General features: G+C 68.1%; 21 protein-coding genes. 4 read left to right on the forward strand and 17 right to left on the reverse strand.

Features of this window, described 5'->3' with window-relative positions:
• Window positions 1-58: 58 nt before the first annotated feature.
• The 5 genes from ACWDOP_RS03590 to ACWDOP_RS03610 all read right to left on the reverse strand — a co-directional run bounded on the left by ACWDOP_RS03590 (window position 59) and on the right by ACWDOP_RS03610 (window position 3994).
• On the reverse strand, window positions 59-1006 hold the full coding sequence (locus ACWDOP_RS03590) for an oxidoreductase (protein WP_456343756.1): 948 nt from the start codon (window positions 1004-1006) through the stop codon (window positions 59-61).
• Window positions 1003-1572 carry a nuclear transport factor 2 family protein gene (locus ACWDOP_RS03595; RefSeq protein ID WP_456343757.1) on the reverse strand — a complete coding sequence of 190 codons (570 nt, stop codon included), beginning with the start codon at window positions 1570-1572 and terminating at the stop codon, window positions 1003-1005. Before ACWDOP_RS03595 ends, ACWDOP_RS03590 begins: the two co-directional genes overlap by 4 nt.
• A gap of 100 nt (window positions 1573-1672) precedes the next feature.
• Complete coding sequence (locus ACWDOP_RS03600; protein WP_456343758.1) at window positions 1673-2245, reverse strand: TetR/AcrR family transcriptional regulator; 573 nt, start codon at window positions 2243-2245, stop codon at window positions 1673-1675.
• Between the two features lie 80 nt (window positions 2246-2325).
• Complete coding sequence (locus ACWDOP_RS03605) at window positions 2326-3405, reverse strand: phosphotransferase family protein (protein ID WP_456343759.1); 1080 nt, start codon at window positions 3403-3405, stop codon at window positions 2326-2328.
• Window positions 3406-3418: 13 nt separating this feature from the next.
• Complete coding sequence (locus tag ACWDOP_RS03610; RefSeq protein WP_454207729.1) at window positions 3419-3994, reverse strand: TetR/AcrR family transcriptional regulator; 576 nt, start codon at window positions 3992-3994, stop codon at window positions 3419-3421.
• Between the two features lie 285 nt (window positions 3995-4279).
• On the opposite strand from ACWDOP_RS03610, the gene ACWDOP_RS03615 reads away from it, so the two are divergent.
• Window positions 4280-5323: a TIGR03857 family LLM class F420-dependent oxidoreductase gene (locus ACWDOP_RS03615; RefSeq protein WP_456343760.1), complete on the forward strand. Its 1044-nt coding sequence runs from the start codon at window positions 4280-4282 to the stop codon at window positions 5321-5323.
• An 18-nt stretch (window positions 5324-5341) separates the two neighbouring features.
• Here ACWDOP_RS03615 and ACWDOP_RS03620 read toward each other — a convergent pair whose 3' ends face one another.
• The 8 genes from ACWDOP_RS03620 to ACWDOP_RS03655 form a co-directional block, all read right to left on the reverse strand.
• Complete coding sequence (locus tag ACWDOP_RS03620; protein ID WP_456343761.1) at window positions 5342-6049, reverse strand: VOC family protein; 708 nt, start codon at window positions 6047-6049, stop codon at window positions 5342-5344.
• Between the two features lie 141 nt (window positions 6050-6190).
• Window positions 6191-7090 (reverse strand): aminoglycoside phosphotransferase family protein, encoded by a 900-nt coding sequence (locus tag ACWDOP_RS03625; protein WP_456343762.1) that lies wholly within the window; start codon window positions 7088-7090, stop codon window positions 6191-6193.
• 32 nt (window positions 7091-7122) lie between these two features.
• Complete coding sequence (mug, locus tag ACWDOP_RS03630) at window positions 7123-7686, reverse strand: G/U mismatch-specific DNA glycosylase (RefSeq protein ID WP_456343763.1); 564 nt, start codon at window positions 7684-7686, stop codon at window positions 7123-7125.
• Between the two features lie 445 nt (window positions 7687-8131).
• Window positions 8132-8515: a hypothetical protein gene (locus tag ACWDOP_RS03635; protein ID WP_456343764.1), complete on the reverse strand. Its 384-nt coding sequence runs from the start codon at window positions 8513-8515 to the stop codon at window positions 8132-8134.
• Between the two features lie 258 nt (window positions 8516-8773).
• Window positions 8774-9169 (reverse strand): hypothetical protein, encoded by a 396-nt coding sequence (locus ACWDOP_RS03640; protein ID WP_456343765.1) that lies wholly within the window; start codon window positions 9167-9169, stop codon window positions 8774-8776.
• Window positions 9170-9267: 98 nt separating this feature from the next.
• A complete protein-coding gene (locus ACWDOP_RS03645) occupies window positions 9268-9918 on the reverse strand; it encodes an arsenate reductase/protein-tyrosine-phosphatase family protein (protein WP_456343766.1) in 651 nt (216 codons plus the stop codon).
• A 255-nt stretch (window positions 9919-10173) separates the two neighbouring features.
• The gene (locus ACWDOP_RS03650; RefSeq protein WP_456343767.1) at window positions 10174-11325 is read right to left on the reverse strand and encodes a hypothetical protein; all 1152 of its coding nucleotides are present in this window, start codon (window positions 11323-11325) and stop codon (window positions 10174-10176) included.
• A gap of 49 nt (window positions 11326-11374) precedes the next feature.
• Window positions 11375-11818: a hypothetical protein gene (locus ACWDOP_RS03655; protein WP_456343768.1), complete on the reverse strand. Its 444-nt coding sequence runs from the start codon at window positions 11816-11818 to the stop codon at window positions 11375-11377.
• A 308-nt stretch (window positions 11819-12126) separates the two neighbouring features.
• Between ACWDOP_RS03655 and ACWDOP_RS03660 the strand changes: the two genes are divergently transcribed.
• Entirely contained in the window at window positions 12127-12837 is a 711-nt protein-coding gene (locus ACWDOP_RS03660) for an arsenate reductase ArsC (protein ID WP_456343833.1), read from the forward strand.
• A gap of 38 nt (window positions 12838-12875) precedes the next feature.
• On the opposite strand, the gene ACWDOP_RS03665 is transcribed toward ACWDOP_RS03660, so the two are convergent.
• From ACWDOP_RS03665 to ACWDOP_RS03680, 4 genes are all read right to left on the reverse strand, one after another.
• Complete coding sequence (locus ACWDOP_RS03665) at window positions 12876-13292, reverse strand: ATP-binding protein (protein WP_456343769.1); 417 nt, start codon at window positions 13290-13292, stop codon at window positions 12876-12878.
• A gap of 445 nt (window positions 13293-13737) precedes the next feature.
• The gene (locus tag ACWDOP_RS03670; protein ID WP_456343770.1) at window positions 13738-14205 is read right to left on the reverse strand and encodes an SRPBCC family protein; all 468 of its coding nucleotides are present in this window, start codon (window positions 14203-14205) and stop codon (window positions 13738-13740) included.
• A gap of 76 nt (window positions 14206-14281) precedes the next feature.
• On the reverse strand, window positions 14282-14509 hold the full coding sequence (locus tag ACWDOP_RS03675) for a hypothetical protein (RefSeq protein WP_456343771.1): 228 nt from the start codon (window positions 14507-14509) through the stop codon (window positions 14282-14284).
• Window positions 14510-14734: 225 nt separating this feature from the next.
• Window positions 14735-15505 carry an oxygenase MpaB family protein gene (locus ACWDOP_RS03680; protein ID WP_456343772.1) on the reverse strand — a complete coding sequence of 257 codons (771 nt, stop codon included), beginning with the start codon at window positions 15503-15505 and terminating at the stop codon, window positions 14735-14737.
• 267 nt (window positions 15506-15772) lie between these two features.
• Between ACWDOP_RS03680 and ACWDOP_RS03685 the strand changes: the two genes are divergently transcribed.
• Both ACWDOP_RS03685 and ACWDOP_RS03690 read left to right on the forward strand, forming a co-directional pair.
• Complete coding sequence (locus ACWDOP_RS03685) at window positions 15773-15997, forward strand: hypothetical protein (protein WP_454207706.1); 225 nt, start codon at window positions 15773-15775, stop codon at window positions 15995-15997.
• Window positions 15998-16186, forward strand: coding sequence for a hypothetical protein (locus ACWDOP_RS03690; protein ID WP_454207704.1), 189 nt, complete (start codon window positions 15998-16000; stop codon window positions 16184-16186).
• Window positions 16187-16341 lie beyond the last annotated feature (155 nt).

Below are 16341 nucleotides of genomic sequence, written 5' to 3' on the forward strand. Positions count from 1 at the left end.
CGTTGTCTTTTCTCGAACGGGGGCGCCGTCGACGGATCGACGGAGCCCGCCGGGATGTTCACGCCGCCGGGAAACGGACCCCGGTGAGTTGCTCGGCGACCTCCCACAACCGGGCGCCGGCGGCCGGATCCTGTGCGCGGCGCGAGATGGTGACCGGGACCGGTGGGCCGATGAGCTCCCAGCGCCCGCCGGGGCCGAAGAACTCGCCGCCTGCGACGTCCGGGTCCAGGGCCGCGCGCAGGATCGGTTCGGCGCCTGCCACCGTGCCCTGGGTGAACCAGCCTGTCAGCCAGGTCATTCGAGGGTTGTACACGAGCCGAACCAGGGGATTCTGTTCGCGCAGAATGCCGGTCCGCACACCGCCGGGGTGCGCGGCCAGCGAGATCGCGCGGGAGCCGGAGGCCGCCAGCCGCCGCTGGAGTTCGATCATGAACGTCATCGACGCCAGCTTCGACCGCGCGTAAGCGGCCTCCGAGTCGAAGCCGCGCTCTAGCGCCAGGTCGTCGTAGTCGAGGGTCGCGGTGCGACGACGGTGGGTGAGACTGCTGACCGTCACGATCCGCGCGGCGGGGGCGGCGGACAGCGCGTCCGCGAGGTGCCCGGTCAGGGCGAAGTGCCCGAGGAAGTTCGTCACGAAGTCGAGTTCGAAACCCTCCTCGGTCACGGTGCGCTGTTTGGCCATCACACCCGCGTTGTTGATCAGCAGGTCGATGGCCGGCCACTGCTCACGTAATCGATTGGCGCACCGTGCGACCGAGGTGAGACTGCTGGTGTCGAGGTCCTCGACATGCACGCTCGCGCCGGCGGCACCGGCGAGGATGTCCGCGCGGGCCGCCGCGGCGCGCTCGGCGTTGCGGCAGGCCAGCACGACCGTCGCGCCCCGATGTGCCAGGGCCCGGGCCATTTCCAGCCCGATGCCCGTGTTGGCGCCCGTCACGACCGCGACGCGCCCGCTCTGGTCCCCGGCGCGGTCGAGGGACCAGTGCGGCTCGGGTGCGCCGGTCACAGATCAACCGCCGGGATCGGCCACAGCGGGCTGCTCATCTGCTCCAGGCCCGGGTAGTGGCCGGGCTGGGGACCGCTGGTCGCGGCCTTGACGCGGGCGTCGAGTTCGGGGGTGTTGGTGCGGTCCTTGAACATTCGGCCGACGGTCTTGGCGGCGATGCCGGCGTCGAAGATGTCGCGCTGCCAGGACCAGGTGTTGTTGCCGCTGTACTGGAACCAGCTGCAGCCCAGGCTGGGGATCTCGTACGGCGCGCCCGAGGGATCGGTGAAGGTGCTGCGCTGGCGCCAGAAGCCGACGACCTGGCCGTTCTGCTCGTCGATGACCGCGCTCTGGTAGGGGTAGACCCAGCCCTGGAAGCCGAGCATCTCGGTGCCCAGGGCCAGCTCCCGGATCTCGTCCCGGCCGGTGGCCATGAACTGGTCCGTGGCCGAGTAGGACCAGCCGTAGGACGCGTCGGGTTCGTAGTGGTCGGCCATGACCGACCAGTCGCCGAGTTCCTGGGCCCGCCGGTTGATCTCCAGCCAGCTCTGCCAGAACGATTCCAGTTCGGCGCGATCGAAACTCATGGTGGGTGTCCTCATCTACTTCGGTGAACCGCAACGCGGTTCGGTACAGCGGGGCGCCGGGGCGGGCTCGTGGCGCGCACCGGGCGGTGGATCGAAAGGGTCAGGGACGCAACAGCAGGTGGGCGATCGAGCTCAGGCGGCTCGCCATCTCGGGGTAGGAGAAGTAGCCCATGCCCGCCTGCACCATCGCACCGCTGACCGCGATGTCGAGGGCGGTGAGCACGTCGGCGGGGCGGTCGCCGGCCGCGCGGCGGGTGCGCGCGCTCATGGCGGCGCCGATACGCGTCCGTACCCGCGCGACATCGGGATCGCGGCTCAGCACCGCCGCCGAGGCCGCGATGCTGAGCTCGGGTTCGGCGGCCGAGAGCGCGGCCAGTTCGGCGAACACCGCGTCCAGGCGCTCGAGCGGGGTGCCGTCCGCGAGCGGGGTCTCACACCAGGCGCTCACGCGCCGCCAGTAGATCTCCGAGACCAGGTGTTCCTTCGCGGAGAAGTAGCCGTAGGCGGTCGCGTGGGTCACCCCGGCACGGCGGCAGACCTCGCGCATCGACAGCTGTTCGAATCCCTGCTCGCGCAACACCTCCAGGCCCGCGTCGAGCAGCCGCTCGACCGTCTCGGCCGCTCGGCCGCGCAGTGCGCGCCGTCCTACGTCTGTGCTCGTGGCCGCGTCCATCGCTCAATATTTACACCTGGCTAGCCACCTGTAAAGTACCAATATGACGGACCGCAGAGGGGGCGTCCGACGGGTGCTGTCTAGACGAGTTGCTGTGTGAGAGCGATGGTTTCGAGATGACGGATGGCATGGCAGCCCCGCTCGATCATGGTGAGCATCATGTCGTCACCGCGTTCGGTGGTGGCGGTGAAGGCGTAGCCGAAGGTGGTCAGTAGCGGGATCTGGAGCATCCCGAGCCGGTAGTCGGTCCAGCAGCGGTCGAGGGTGAAGTCGCGCACGCCGTGCTCGAGCAGCCGGCGGTGATACGCCTCGACGAGGCCGGCTTCGCCGCGTTCGCGAGCGGCAGGATCCATGCTCGTTGCCAGGAAGTAGGCGAGGTCGCGGGCGGGTAGTCCGACGGTGAGGGTTTGCCAGTCCACGACCGTGACGGTGTGGGCCACGGCGTCGAACAGGAGGTTGTCGAGCCGATAGTCGCCGTGCAGCAGGCAGAAGCGGTCCGCGTCCAGGCCGAGCCAGGGCTCGATGAGGTTCGCCGCCTCGGTCAGCACGGTTCGGTCGGCGGCGCTCATGCGGTCGCCCAGACCCGACAGCGTCTTCTCCAGGGCGATCCCGGCGAGTGCGCCCATACCGCGGGCGAAGTCGGCATCGGCTTTGGGCATGGCGATGCCCTCGAACGACAGCCACGCCGGATCGCACCAGCGCGGCCCGTGCAGATCCGCCAGCGCCCGCACCGCCAGCCGGGCGTCCTCGGTGCCGCAACCGCGCAGCTGATCGCCCTGCGCGGCCGGGGCCAGATCTGCGATGAGCAGCACGAATTCGGAACCGTCGGAGGATATCTCGCAGTGGAAGACCTCGGGGACGGGTACCGCCACGGTGTGGGCCACGCGGGTGTAGAAGGCGTGTTCGGCGCGGTATCCCAGGGCGGCGCGTTCGCGCACTCCCGGCTCCTGGGAGGGCAGCTTCGCCACCAGCGATACCGGATGCGACCCCGCGGCGGCGTAGGCCGGGGTCAGGCGGTAGGTCGCGCCGGTCTGGCCGGTGCCGATGGGCTCGACGCGCACCGACGAAACCTGCACGCCCAGAACGGCGCCGAGCCATTCGGGGGTGAGGTCCGCCGGACTCGACGGCAGCGCGGTGGAGTCGGACGAGGCAGTGGTCATGATGGTTCCTTGCCTACCGGGCGGTGACGACCGGATCTGTTCGCGCGCCGAGCAGTTCTTCCGCACGGGTCAGCGCCATGCCGTGGATGAGCCAGCGGACGGTGGTGGCGAAGACGCGGGGGTCGTCCCACTCCCCCGGCGCCGCTATGTCGGACAGGCTCATGCTGAGGGTGACGTGGGCGAGAATGCCGCCGATCTCGATCGCCCGGGCGCGGCTGAAGCCGTCGCGTTCGAGGACAACCAGCAGTCGTTCCGCGTAGTCGATGACCACGCCGCGGTCGGCGACGGTCATGAGTTTGCACAGCTCGGGCTGCTCCAGCAGCGCCCCGCGCAGTGCCAGGCACCACGATTGGACGGCCACCTCCCAGACCGCGTCGGCGTCGAAGGAGATCTCGAGCCGGGCGAAGGCGTGGGCGACGACGCCGCGGGTGAGCTGCTCGGCCGAGCCGACCTGTTGGTAGAGCGTGGAATTCGAGCAGCGCAGCTGAGTGGCCAGGGTGCGGATGGTGAGTCCGGCCGCGCCCTGGTCGGCGAGGATGCGCAGGGCTTCGTCGTAGATCGTATCCGAGCTCAGCAGGGGTTTCGCCACGATGACGCTTCTCTTCCACTCGAACCGGGGGCGGAAACGACGTTACGTTAACAGTCGTGATCGCGGGCGAGAAGCGGGAGAACCGAGCGACAGGGATCCTTGCGACCGGCCGGCCCACTCCGTTCACCACAGATTCTGACGAAACCGCACAATCGACCGATAACGCTGTTATTTTGTCGCGTGTCGGACAACGACTCGACGCCTGTCGCCCGGGTTCCGTCGAGCACGGATCGGCAGATGGCGCGGAAAGCGTTGGCCCGCGCGGCATTCGGTAGGGAGACGTGCATGGCACAGGTTCACGAGGAACTCGGCTGCTACCTGCTCGGGGGCGCCGGGGGCGCCGGACCCGCGACCCTGATCCACGAGGCCGAACAGGCCGAGGAGCTCGGCGTCGGCACGGCCTTCATCTCCGAACGGTGGAACATCAAGGAGGCGTCGTCCCTGGTCGGCGCGGCCTGCGCGGTGACCACACGGATGCGAATCGCCACCGCCGCGACCAATTGCAACACCCGGCACCCGCTGGTCACCGCCTCGTGGGCCACGACCATGCACCGGTTGTCCGGCGGCCGATTCACCCTCGGCATCGGTCGCGGGGTGGCGCCGATCCACGCGGCGTTCGGCATTCCCGAGGTGACCACCGCGCACATGGAGGACTGGGCGCGCGTCACCCGGCGACTCTGGCGCGGGGAGACGATCATCGGCCACGACGGCCCGATGGGCCGCTACCCCGTGCTGTTCCTGGACGCCGACTTCGACGAGGACATCCCCCTGGCCCTGGTCGCGTTCGGGCCGCGCACCCTCGCCCTGGGCGGGCGCGTGTTCGATGACGTCATCCTGCACACCTACTTCCCGCCGGAAACCCTGACCCGCTGCGTGGCGACGGTGAAACGGGCGGCCGAGCAGGCCGGTCGCGACCCCAACTCGGTCCGGGTGTGGTCGTGCCTGGCCACGGTCGGCGATCACCTGCCCGAGGCCGACCGTCTGCGCAAGACGGTCGGCCGGCTGGCCACGTACCTGCAGGGCTACGGCGACCTGATGGTTCGCACCAACGACTGGGATCCCGCTGTGCTGCAGCGGTTTCGAGACGATCCCGTGGTGGGGTCCGTGCCGGGCGCCATCGACGCGAAGGCCACCGTGGACCAGCTCGAGCACATTGCCGGTCTACTTCCCGGCGACTGGCTCGCGGCGGCGGCCACCGGATCCCCCGCCCGCTGCGTGGCACGGATCCGCGACGAGTTCGCCTACGGCGCGGATCGGGTCATCCTGCACGGTGCGAGCCCGGACGAACTCGCACCGGTGCTCGCCGAGTACGGATCGCCGGGCAGCTGACTCCGATTCCGGTGCCGCTCAGCCGTCTACGGCGAGTTCACCCGCGCGGCGCAGTTCGTCGGCCAGCTCCTCTCGCTGGTCCGCGCTCAGCTCCAGCCCGCGCACCCGGTTCAGCAGGGTGGCGGCGAATCCTCTGTCGCCCTGGCGGATCGCCACGTCGGCGCGCAGCACGAGCAGCCGCACGAGCTGTACCGCGGTGGGCTCCTCGTCGGTGCGGCCCAGCGCGCGGTCCAAAACCTTGACCGCCGCTTCCAGGTCCTGCTTGGAGTCGGCGAAGAGCGCGCCCATATGCACTGCCCGCGCGAAGGTTTCGCGCGGGACGGGCCGATGCGATTGGTCGGCACTGATCGCCTGGCAGATCTGCAGGGTGTTGCCGCCGGGGTCGATCAGCAGGAACTGCCGCACGCCGTAGGACATGTCCTGCAGCGAACCCACCCGCGGCGTCCCCTCGAGCGGCACTCGCCCGAAGTGGGCCGCCAGCGCCTCGGTGAACACGGCGTACAGGTGGTCGACGCGGTCGGTGTGCACGACGCAGCCGTGGGCCGAGGTCGCCGGGTCGAAGTGCCTGTCCCCGTGGAAGTTCAACTCGATGCCGCCGCGCCGGACGCTCAGGAACCGGTAGGGCGAGGTCTGCTGGAAGGTGATCTCGAACCCGAGCGCGGTGTAGAACTCCGCCACCGGCTCCACGTCGCGGGTCTTGAGCCCGGGGATTGTTCTCTCGGTCATCTGCTCGAAGGTAGAGACCGGATCCGGGATCGGCACATGGGTGTGAGAAGAACTGTATTTGCTGGTCAGCGACGGAAAATTGCTATCTGGAGGTGAATCCGCGCGCCGCTTCTCCCCTGTGTGCGCAGGATCGGGCGCTGTTCACCGCATCGGCCGATCGGTCAGGATCCCGTCGACGAGCAGCAGGATGCGCGTCCGCTCGGCATGGTCGGTGGCGGGGCACGCCTCGAGCGTCAGCAGTGCCTTCCACAGCGCCCAGCCCCGCGCTCGCGCCCAGGTGTCCTCATCGTGGCCGACCGCCGCGCGGAAAACCTCGCGGCTCGGCCCGGAGAACATCGTCCACGCCGGTACCAGGTCGCAGGCGGGGTCGCCCACACCGCAGGTGCCGAAGTCGATCACCGCGGTCAGCTTCCCGGCCTCGAGCAGCAGGTTGCCCGGTGCGAGGTCGCCGTGGAACCAGACCGGGCTCCGCGTCCATTCGGTGGCCAGCGCCTCGTCCCACACGGTGGTCGCCGCGGCGGTGTCGATTCCGTCGAGCGTGGCGAGCAGCGCGCGAGTCTGCCCGTCGTAGACCCGCGGCGGCCGTCCTCGATGGAAACTGTGCGCACCGGCCGCCGGCCCGCCGGTGGTGGCGCAGCGCTGCAGCGCGCGAAGGAATTCCGCGACGGCGACCGCGAAGTCGACGGGGTTACCGATGGCGGCCCGATCGGCGGATTCACCCGCGATCCAGCGCCGCACGGACCAGGGGAACTCGTAGCCGAGACCCGGTAGGCCCTCGCCGAGGATGGTCGGTACCGAAACCGGTAGCGCCGGTGCCAGTGTCGGAAGCCAGCGGCTTTCCTTGGCGACTGCGGGGGCGTAGCCGGCCGCGGTCGGCAGCCTGACGCTCATGTCCTCGCCCAGGCGATAGGTGCGATTGTCCCAGCCGTCGTGCGGCACCGGCCTGATCGGCAGGTGGCTCCACCGTGGAAACTGTTGCGCGATCAGGCTTTCGACGAGTCGCGCGTCGATGCCCGCGCGTCCATCGACCGCTTCGGTCATCGGCTCCTCGTATTCGCTAGGGGTACAGCGTTCTAGGCGTCGCCGATCGCTTCGCGCAGCGCGCGGAACTCAGCGGCGAGGGCATCGAGGGTGTAGTGGGCGTTGAGGCCACTGGGGTTGGGCAGGACCCAGATCGCGGTGTCACCGATGCGCTCGGATTGGGGGCCGATCGTGGTGCGCGGGCGGCCGAAGGCCGTGCGGTAGGCGCCGATCCCGAGCACGGCCAGCACCGCGGGTGTGTAGCGCTCGACCCGATCGACCAGATCCTTTCCGCCGGCACGCAATTCGTCTGCGGTGAGTTCGTCCGCCTTCGCGGTCGTGCGCGCCGCCACGTTGGTGATGCCCAAGCCCAACCCGAGCAGCTCCTGCTGCTCGTCGGGTCGAAACTGGCGCGGGGTGAAACCGGATCGGTGCAGGGCGGGCCAGAACCGATTGCCGGGGCGGGCGAAGTGGTGCCCGGTGGCGCCGGACCACAGGCCGGGATTGATTCCGCAGAACAGCACCCGCAGCCCGGGCCCGATCACGCTGGGAATGGTGGTGTCCTGCGCCGCGGCCAGGTCCGCGGGCGAGGGCCGAGCTGGGGATCCGGAAGCCATACCCCCAGTCTGCCCATGTACCGGCCACCTGGGACCGGCGGGGCTCGCGAACCGCGACGCGCTCATGGGTATCACGGGGACAGTCGCGGCCGGGCCGGCGATCCCCCAGTACCGCCGGAACCGGTCCGCGAACTGTCGACACCGCGCCACGACCGGTTCTCGCATCTGCCCTGCGACTCGTCGTGAACGCTGACTTCGCGCACTGCGCGGCGGTCGCGAACGACCATCACTATGTTAGTACATATTCCAGACAGAATCGGCCACTGATCCGGTTCATTGTTCACTTCCACGGATATATGTGTCCGCCCGTTCCATCTACATCGACGCAATCAAACCGGTCGTCGTAGCCGTGGCCGTGGCCGTGGCGGTGGCACAGCCTGTCTCCACCCCTTGGAGCATCGAGCGGGAGGACCGGCTGCGCGCGAGGGGCTTTCGCGCCCCGGGGTCACCAGTTGTAGGCGAAGGCGTTCAGGTCGTCCAGATTCTGCTGCGCCAGTCCGGTATTGGCGTCGGCCGCGGCGATCGCGGCCCCGGCGGCCGCTCCCGCGCCCGCGCCGATCGCCGTACCGATCGCGGCGGTGGTGGCGGTCACCGGAACACCGGCCACGACCGCCAGCCCGGCGCCGAGTCCCGCGCCCGCCAGCGCACCGGCGCCCGCGCCGACCGCGGGGCCGACCACGGCGCCGATCGCCGCTCCCGCCGCGGCACCGGCCGTCGCACCGATGACAGGGCCCGCTGCCAGGCCGGCGGCGGCTCCCGCCGCGGCGCCGACGCCCGCTCCGGTGGCAGCGGAGGCCGCACCGGCCGCGGTGGTGATTCCGACGCCCACCGCGGTTCCGATGATCGCGCCGTCGCCGCGCCTTCGGCCGAACCGTGCGCGGCGCCGTCGAGCGCGGCCGCGCCGATGAGGTCGCGACGGCGCTGATCGACCACTTCGGCGACGGGAGCCGCTGCGGGCGGCGCGTCGGTCGCGGTCGCGGTGGCGGCTGCCACGGTCATCGCCATCGCGGCGGCATGCATTCAATAACAACGACGTACGCGGTGAAATAGAATTCGGACGTTGCCGCCCGCTTCCCGGAAGCCTGACCTAATCGAGTTCGCTGTAGAACGGATCGCCGTCTTCGGGAGTGCTGCTCACCTGTCCTCGGTGCCGGCGGACCGGGCGATCAGGGTCGTCGGCCTCCGAGTTGGCAGAGTCGAGGGACAGACCGTCCCGCGGGGGATCGCTTTCTTCGTACGGTTGCTGGTCGGGCTCTTCGGCGGCGAGGCGCTCGGCATGCGATTCGCCCAGCTGTTGCCCGCGCGTGGTCATGTCGTCACGGTCGGCCGCTTGCCAGTGGTCGGGCGGCGTCACCACCGCGTCGCCGTCTTCGTTCCTGACTTCGTCCGAGTCGAGGCTTTCGCTCTCTCCGAGGGTGTCCCCCGGGCCCGTTTCTGGATTCATGCGGACCGGATGCCCCGGCCCATGATGCCCAAACACCACTGCCGGAACCCGAGGCGTCGGGGCGCGGGATTGTTGCTAGCGAGCTACGGAGCAGCAGCTAGCGGTGTTGCGGGCGTCGCCGCCATTCATCGGCGATGTCACGACGACGCGGACGAACCCAGCGTCATGGCCAAGCGGCGCACCCGGCGTTCGATATCCCGCCCGATCGCGCGAACCTGTTCGATCGGGAGCCCCGCCGGATCCGGTGTCGGCCACTGTTCGAATCTGTGCCCCGCCAGAATCGGATCGGTGTCGCCACAGCCCAGATCCACGACCGCATCGGCGACCCGCGCGAACTCGTCGGTCCACGGCTTCGGGAACTCGTCGTGGATGTCGATCCCCCACTCGGCCATCACCCGCACCACCGTGGGATCGATCTCCGCCCCGGGCGCGGACCCACCCGACCAGGCCAGCACCCGCTCGCCCGCGAGCTGGGCGAAGAAGCCGCGCGCCATCTGCGACTGTCCCGCGTTATTTCTGCAGAGAAACAGCACCGCCGTACCGATCCCGGCCCATCCGCGCTCTTTCGCCAAGGCTCTCAACCGATCCCGCGCGAAGCGCTCCACCCGTCCGGGTAGCCGGTCCGGCGGCACCGCCGCACTCGTCAGATACTCAGCGGACGAAACGACCGTCCGAACGACTACTTTCGCGCCGAGCGCCGCGAATTCTGCCGCCAGGCGCCCACGGATTTCGTCCAAGACCTCGACGGGCACCTCTCCCGGCGACTGCCATGCGGAGCTGGGGATCATGATTCCGCTCCTCCCGTAGCTACCGGCCCCGGGTCCGGGCGCTGAAACAGATCACCTACCCCGCGATCCCCATCCACGCCCCGAGCCACGTGCTCACCGAGACCTAATTGCCTTGCTGCACAATATATTCCGACCACTCCATGTAATTCGCCGACCAGAACGCCGAGATATCGGCAAGTCGATCAGCGACTCGCAGTGCACATACCCGGCACTCCGTCACTCAAACCAATCAGCAAACAATCGGCTCACCGGGCGTCAATTCGGAGAGATCGGCGAGGGCACCTCGAACGACCCGCTGCGATGGAACTCGTACAGGTGGGGTGCGATGCTGTGCCGGCTGGGCAGGTGCAGGGCCAGCGCGTGCAGGCAGCCGGCGAGGTAGGGCATCTCGAAGGTGTCGTTGAACGCGTGCGCGCCCATCGCCTCGATGAGGTTCGAGGTGATGCGGGACAGGTTGTCGCGCAGCGCGCAGCGAATGTGCATGACGCGGGCCGCCGAGGCGGTGTCGCGGCGGCCCGCGTCGAATTCACGGCAGCTGAGAAGCAGTGCGCTCCACGCCGATTCCACTGCGGCGGCGGCCGAGACGAACGGTGCGGGATCGCGGCCGGAGACGTCGAGTACCCGCTGCATGAGCGCGGTCGCCATGCCGAGGTAGGACGCGATCACCAGCATCGAGGACCACAGCTGGGCGATGCGTTCGATGTCGGCGTGACGCTCGGGCCCGATCCCGGTCAGGACGGCCGAGGCCACGACATCGGTGAGCACGATCTCCTCGGTTTCGGTGGCGCGCAGCAGCGGGCTGTTCCAGGATCGCCGCATCCGCAGGCCGGGAGTACCGGCGGCGACCAGCGCGATGCCCAGGCTCCCGTCCTGGGTGCCGTTGGGGCACAACAGAATATCCATCGAGCGCGCCATCGAGCAGGGGTGTACGTAGCCGCTGACGAGATGCCGGCCCGCGTCCACGCGCACGCCGGCGGTCCGGGGCAGGGTTCGTCCGCTGCCGGGGATGTCGTCGACGAAGCCCGAGGTGACGAGCGCACCCGCGGCGATCAGGAACTGGACCGCCTCGCCCTCGGCCGCCGGCGCGGTGGCGGCGAGTTCGATGAGCGCCGCCAGCGACATGTGGTGGAAGGACGAGGCGACGGCGAGCGAGGGGGCACGCGAGCCGATCGCCCGGTAGATGTATGCCATGTCCTCGGCCGAAGCACCGACTCCGCCTGCGCTTTCGGCGACGATGAGCCCGGTCGCCCCGCACTCCTTGAACATGCGCAACGCCCCGCCGTCGGGCCGTTCAAGCTCTTCCACGCTCGCCCCGTGCAGAAAGTCCGCCAGTTCCGGGTGGAACCCGCGCAGTACCCGCCAGGCCGGAGCCAGGAGATCGTTGGCGGCGAAGGAGGGCTCGGGCATGGGCGTTACTTCCGGACGAGAGGTGAACTGGACTACGGCGCAGAGGTTCTCAACGCTCGCGTGCGGTCGCGAGTGCGGCGAGTTGCGCGAGGGTTCTGTCGAGTTCGTCGCGCCCGCGCTCTTCGAGGGCCTGTGCGACAGCGCGTTTCATCGAGGGGGCAGTGAAAATGCTGCCCGCGGTGATCGTGACCCCGGTACCGGTGCGATGGAACCAGTAGTCGAACTCGCACCGAAGTCCGGTATGCGCCTTGCCCTGCAACACGATTCGATCGGGCTCCCGGCGCACCGGGACGGTCCATTCGACTTCGGCCGTGACCCCGAAGAGCAGCACTTCGGATCGAAGGGTCGCGCCGTCGGCGAGGGTGTCCGGCGGGCACCCCACGCAATCGTGATGCAGCGTGAACCAGTGCTCCCACGTCGTGGGCCGGATGATGGTGTCGAACAAGTCTTCCGGGGTTCCCGGCACTTCCTTGATCATCGTGAAGGCTCCCAAGTCCGGTCCCTTGTACGACGGTGGCGGCGCTCCCCGATACGCCGATGTGGTTGGCCGGCGCTCCGATGGACGTCCGTGCTCCGACGTGCCGATCCTGGCATACCGAGGCCGCGGACACAAGCCCATAAGTTACTGTGAATTCTGACTGCTAGGTTCGTCTTACCTGCGTATACCACGTCCTATGGTCATCTCCAATCCTCGCCGAATGAAGCGAGATGCGGAGATCTCGCGCACCACATAGGCCACACCCGACCTTGAGGGTGGGGCTGGGCCGGGATCGTTATCCGGGCATATCGATAGCCTTGCGTATGCTGGTGGCAACCGAGCACGCCGCCCACTCCGCATCGAGGAGAAGGAGAGAAGTGACCGAGCGATTCTCCAGCCGCTTCGCTGTCACAGCCGACTCACTCTCCAGCGACTCCGTTTTCCTGGACTCGGCCGCCCGACGACTGACCAGCGAATTCGGCCACGACCTGGGTGCCGAAGCCGTCGAACGACTCCTCGAATCCTCCTATCGGACAATGATGGAGACCGGCGCGACGGAGCGGGAACTGGCACGACTGTCAGAACTTTTCGCGCACGATCGCCTGACCGCCCTCCGCAAGTCCCGTGGGGGTCGCGCGGATGGCCCGATGGTCCTGTTCGTCTGCACGCACAACGCGGGGCGATCGCAGATGGCACTCGGGTTCTTCGCCAGCCTGACCGGAGGCCGCGCCGTGGGCTGGTCAGCGGGATCCACGCCGGGAACGGAGATCAACCCGGCCGTTGTGCGGGTGATGGCCGAGCGCGGGATCGATATCGCCGCCGCGTTCCCCAAGCCGTGGACCGATGAACTCGTCTGGGCCGCCGATGTGGTCATCGACATGGGGTGCGGCGACTCCGATCCGATTGTGTCGGGCCACCGTTTCGAGCAATGGTGGTTACCGGATCCGAAGGACCGTGAGCTCGACGAAGTCCGCGCCATTCGCGATCAAGTGGAGGCTCGAGTCCGGCGCCTGGTCTCGGATCTGGGGCTCTGACGACGCCGGATCGTGGCGGTGGTTGTCCGCGATTTCGGTCAGTGAGAACGAGCCGCGGGAACCAGAGCGAGCTCTGCCCATACCGTCTTGATATCCGATCCACGTACGCAGCCCCAGTCGGTGGCCAAGCAGTTCACGAGGATGATGCCGCGGCCCCCGGTCCGGTCCGGGGTTCGTGCTACCGGAACTCCGGGATGGCTGTCGTCGACCTCGACGCGCAGCCTCGGCGGATCTGCCAGCACCAGCAACCTACAGCGCCGTGGCGAGCTGCCGTGCTGACAGGCATTGGCAACGAGTTCCGCGACGAGCTGAACCGCGTCGTCGATGACGACGCCGGCCCCGGGGAGCAGCAGAGTTCGAACCGCGTCACGAACCATCCATTGCGGAGCCGTATCGAGATCGAAGTCGTATTTCCGCCCGTCGCCGAGTGGTTGTGAATGCAGCAGCGTAGACATAGTTTTCGCTCCAGGTCACCGCGTCGAGGGTAGGCCAGCGGCAAATGCGGAGGTGAGCCGGAGAGTTGTCACCTTACCGGCAGTCGCGACCGCACGGCGAACGAGACCCGGCGATTGCCGTTCGCTCGAATAGTGCGGTACCAGTGGACGTTCGCCGAAGCCGGACGCGATCACGAATTCGCCGGGAGCCTGTGCGGCCCACCACGGAAGCGGGTGGGCCTGCGTGGCGCAGGGGTGTAGTGGGTAACTGGCCACGCAGGGTTCCCCCCATGACTCGCCCTCTGAAACGGCCTGCGGTGGGTACGGACCGCAGGGCGTCGGGCGAGGGTCCGGCACACGAGCTGAGCAAACAGAGAGATCTCGTATTCCGAACAGTTATTAACATACACCACGGGATTCGCACGTCAAGATGCTATTTGAGCCAGAATGGCTCTGAACTTATTGCTCAGGCAGGGCGGCGTTCACCCCGACCCGCGCTGCCCGCGCACGTGATCGCCGCCAGCAGATCCAGGGTGTGGGCGAGCTCGGCGCGGCCGTGGTCCTCGAGGGCCGCGGAGTGCTCCGGGGTGAACTCGGGACCGGTGAAGACGCCGCCGATCGTGAGGGTGGTGCCCGCCTCGGACGGGCGCAGCCAATACGTGAACTCGCTTCGGGCGCCACCGCTTCCGCTGCCGAGCAGCACCATACGGAAGGGGGCGTCGAGCACCTCCACGGTCCACTCGAGCTCATCGTCCGCGCCGAGGAGGGTCACACGCGAGAGCAGGGTCGCCCCTTCACTCAGCAGCTCGGGTGGCTCGCGCACGAATCCGCGATGAATGGTGAACCAGCGGTGCCAGGTGGCCGGGCGAACGATCGTGCCGAAGACGGCTTCCGGACCGCAGGGGATCTCCCTGCTCATCACCAGAGAACCCATGGAACTCTTTCCCTCCCGCGTGAATGAACAACTCCGAACAGCCCGGTGCACCGGCGAACCGGCACCCGCGTCACGCTCACCGGCGAACCACCGCGCGCAGCGCCCGAACGACCAGCGCCCGCGTCACGCGCGCCCCCGTGTACGCGGCGCCGATAGCGCCCAGTACGAGCAGGAACTCGAACACGGTCAGCTCGGTCCCCAGCACCCGGCCCACCAGCCTGCCGCGCACTCCCCCGCCGGCGACACCGCCCGAACCCGCCCCGTGTTCGCGAGTCCGATGAAAACCACTGTGCGACAGCGTCATCGCAGCCAGGTGCGGACCATTGCCGCCGTACACGTGCGGCCTGGTCGTCGCGGTCCCCGCCCCGCCGGCTGCGCGCCTCGCGTTCTCCGACCCACGCCATGACAGGTTGTCGCATCTACCGTGCGTCTCACCGTGCATGCGAACCTCCCGCGCTCTACTTCATCTCAACGCGGATTATGTTACTCATCATTCCGTTTAGCGGAGAAGCATTTCAGCACTTACAGCTCAAGAAACATCACTCAAGTACCCACCGGTTCTGCGAGATCTCGCCTGCGGGATCGTTCGCACACGCCGGGGCGACACGGCGAAGCTCGACCTGACGCCCGCGGCGAAACCGCGCAGCGCCAACCGGTCCGCCTCGCGTACACGCACTCCGAGCAGCTCCGCGACGCGGTCGTGTTGCATCGCCAGCACGGCGGCCCGCGGCACCCGGCGCACGATCCACGCATCGGGCCGCAGCACCTGTTCCGCCAGCGCGGCGCCCGCGGGGTCGAGCCGGAGCCGGTCGCGGCACGCGGCATCGAAGTACTCCGTGAACTCCTCCCACGTGGCGGGTAGCGAACGGTCGCTCACTCCGTGACCGCGATACCACGCGCAGCACTCGTCGTAGAACCGTGCGCGTTCCCCCGCGGGGATCGCGGGCCCGAAGATCTCCGACGCCTTCATCAGCGCGTCGACATAGGTCGCGTGCTGGAACAGGAACACCTCCGGATTCAGCGCGTGATACCGCCGCCCGCCCGCGTCGAGCCCTTTGACGTGCTCGTGTGCGTGCTGGATGACCGGCCGCATGTCGCGCTCCGCGTGCGCCATGTAGATCATCTGGTTGATCGTGCGTTTCTTGTGCTCCCACAGGCGATTCGGAGCGTGCTCGGTCAGTGCGGCCGCGATCGCGGGCTCGAGCACCTGCAGTCCGACCGCCCTGGGCAGCATCAGCAGGAATCGACGATCACCCAGGTGCCGGCGCAGCAGCGCGCCGGCACGAGGCGCTTCCACCATGTACCCCTCCGAACATGTGAATGGCTCATAACTTAGATCGCAGATTCGCGACCGTCAACACGGGTCAAGCCAGCTCTGGGTCAGAAAAAGGCCGAGGAAGTCCCGGGCGAATGCGTCTTCCAAATCTCAGAATTATGAGTAACATACGCTGCTGTGCCGCCTCGCCGGAAGCGAGGGGGCGGTGGCAATCGGAGCAACGACGCGACCCAGCCGAGCGGTGATCGCGCACGTGCCCATGCCTGCAAGCATGCGAAAGGACTGTGTCAGATGCTCAAGCGGCTGGATCGACTACTCAGTTACGAGATGAAGGTGTCGGAGTTTCTCGGGACGCTGATCATCATCGGAATCCCGTACGGCCTGATCGGCGTCGTGTGGACGCTCACCCACACCTCGCACCTCAAGGACATGCACGGGGTGGACGTGATCATCTCGTTCCTCGGGTCGATCGTGTGCTGGCCCGTGCTCACTTTCGCGAATGTGTACATGACGTAGATGATGATTCTGGTCTGGCTCATCGACATCCTGGTGATCGGCATCAAGGTCCTCGGTGGGCGTACGCGCGTCAATCCTGTTCTCCGCTACGGCCTGTGGCTCGCGGTGCTGAGCACGGTCGCCGCCGGCATCGCCGCGGTGGGATTTCTGCTCGTGTTCCTGGAGCACTACCTCACCGAGCAGTCGTAGCCCGAACGCTCCAACTACGTCTGGAACGATCAGTCACTTGATGCAATCCGCACCTCTTCGCACGCGAGCGGTGCGGATGCCAAGTCGCCCTATATACGCAGTACAAGGCAATCTGACCTGCCTTTCCTCTTCTGCGACCACTCCGCACCGCGATT

The sequence above is a fragment of the Nocardia sp. NPDC003693 genome (assembly GCF_053981095.1).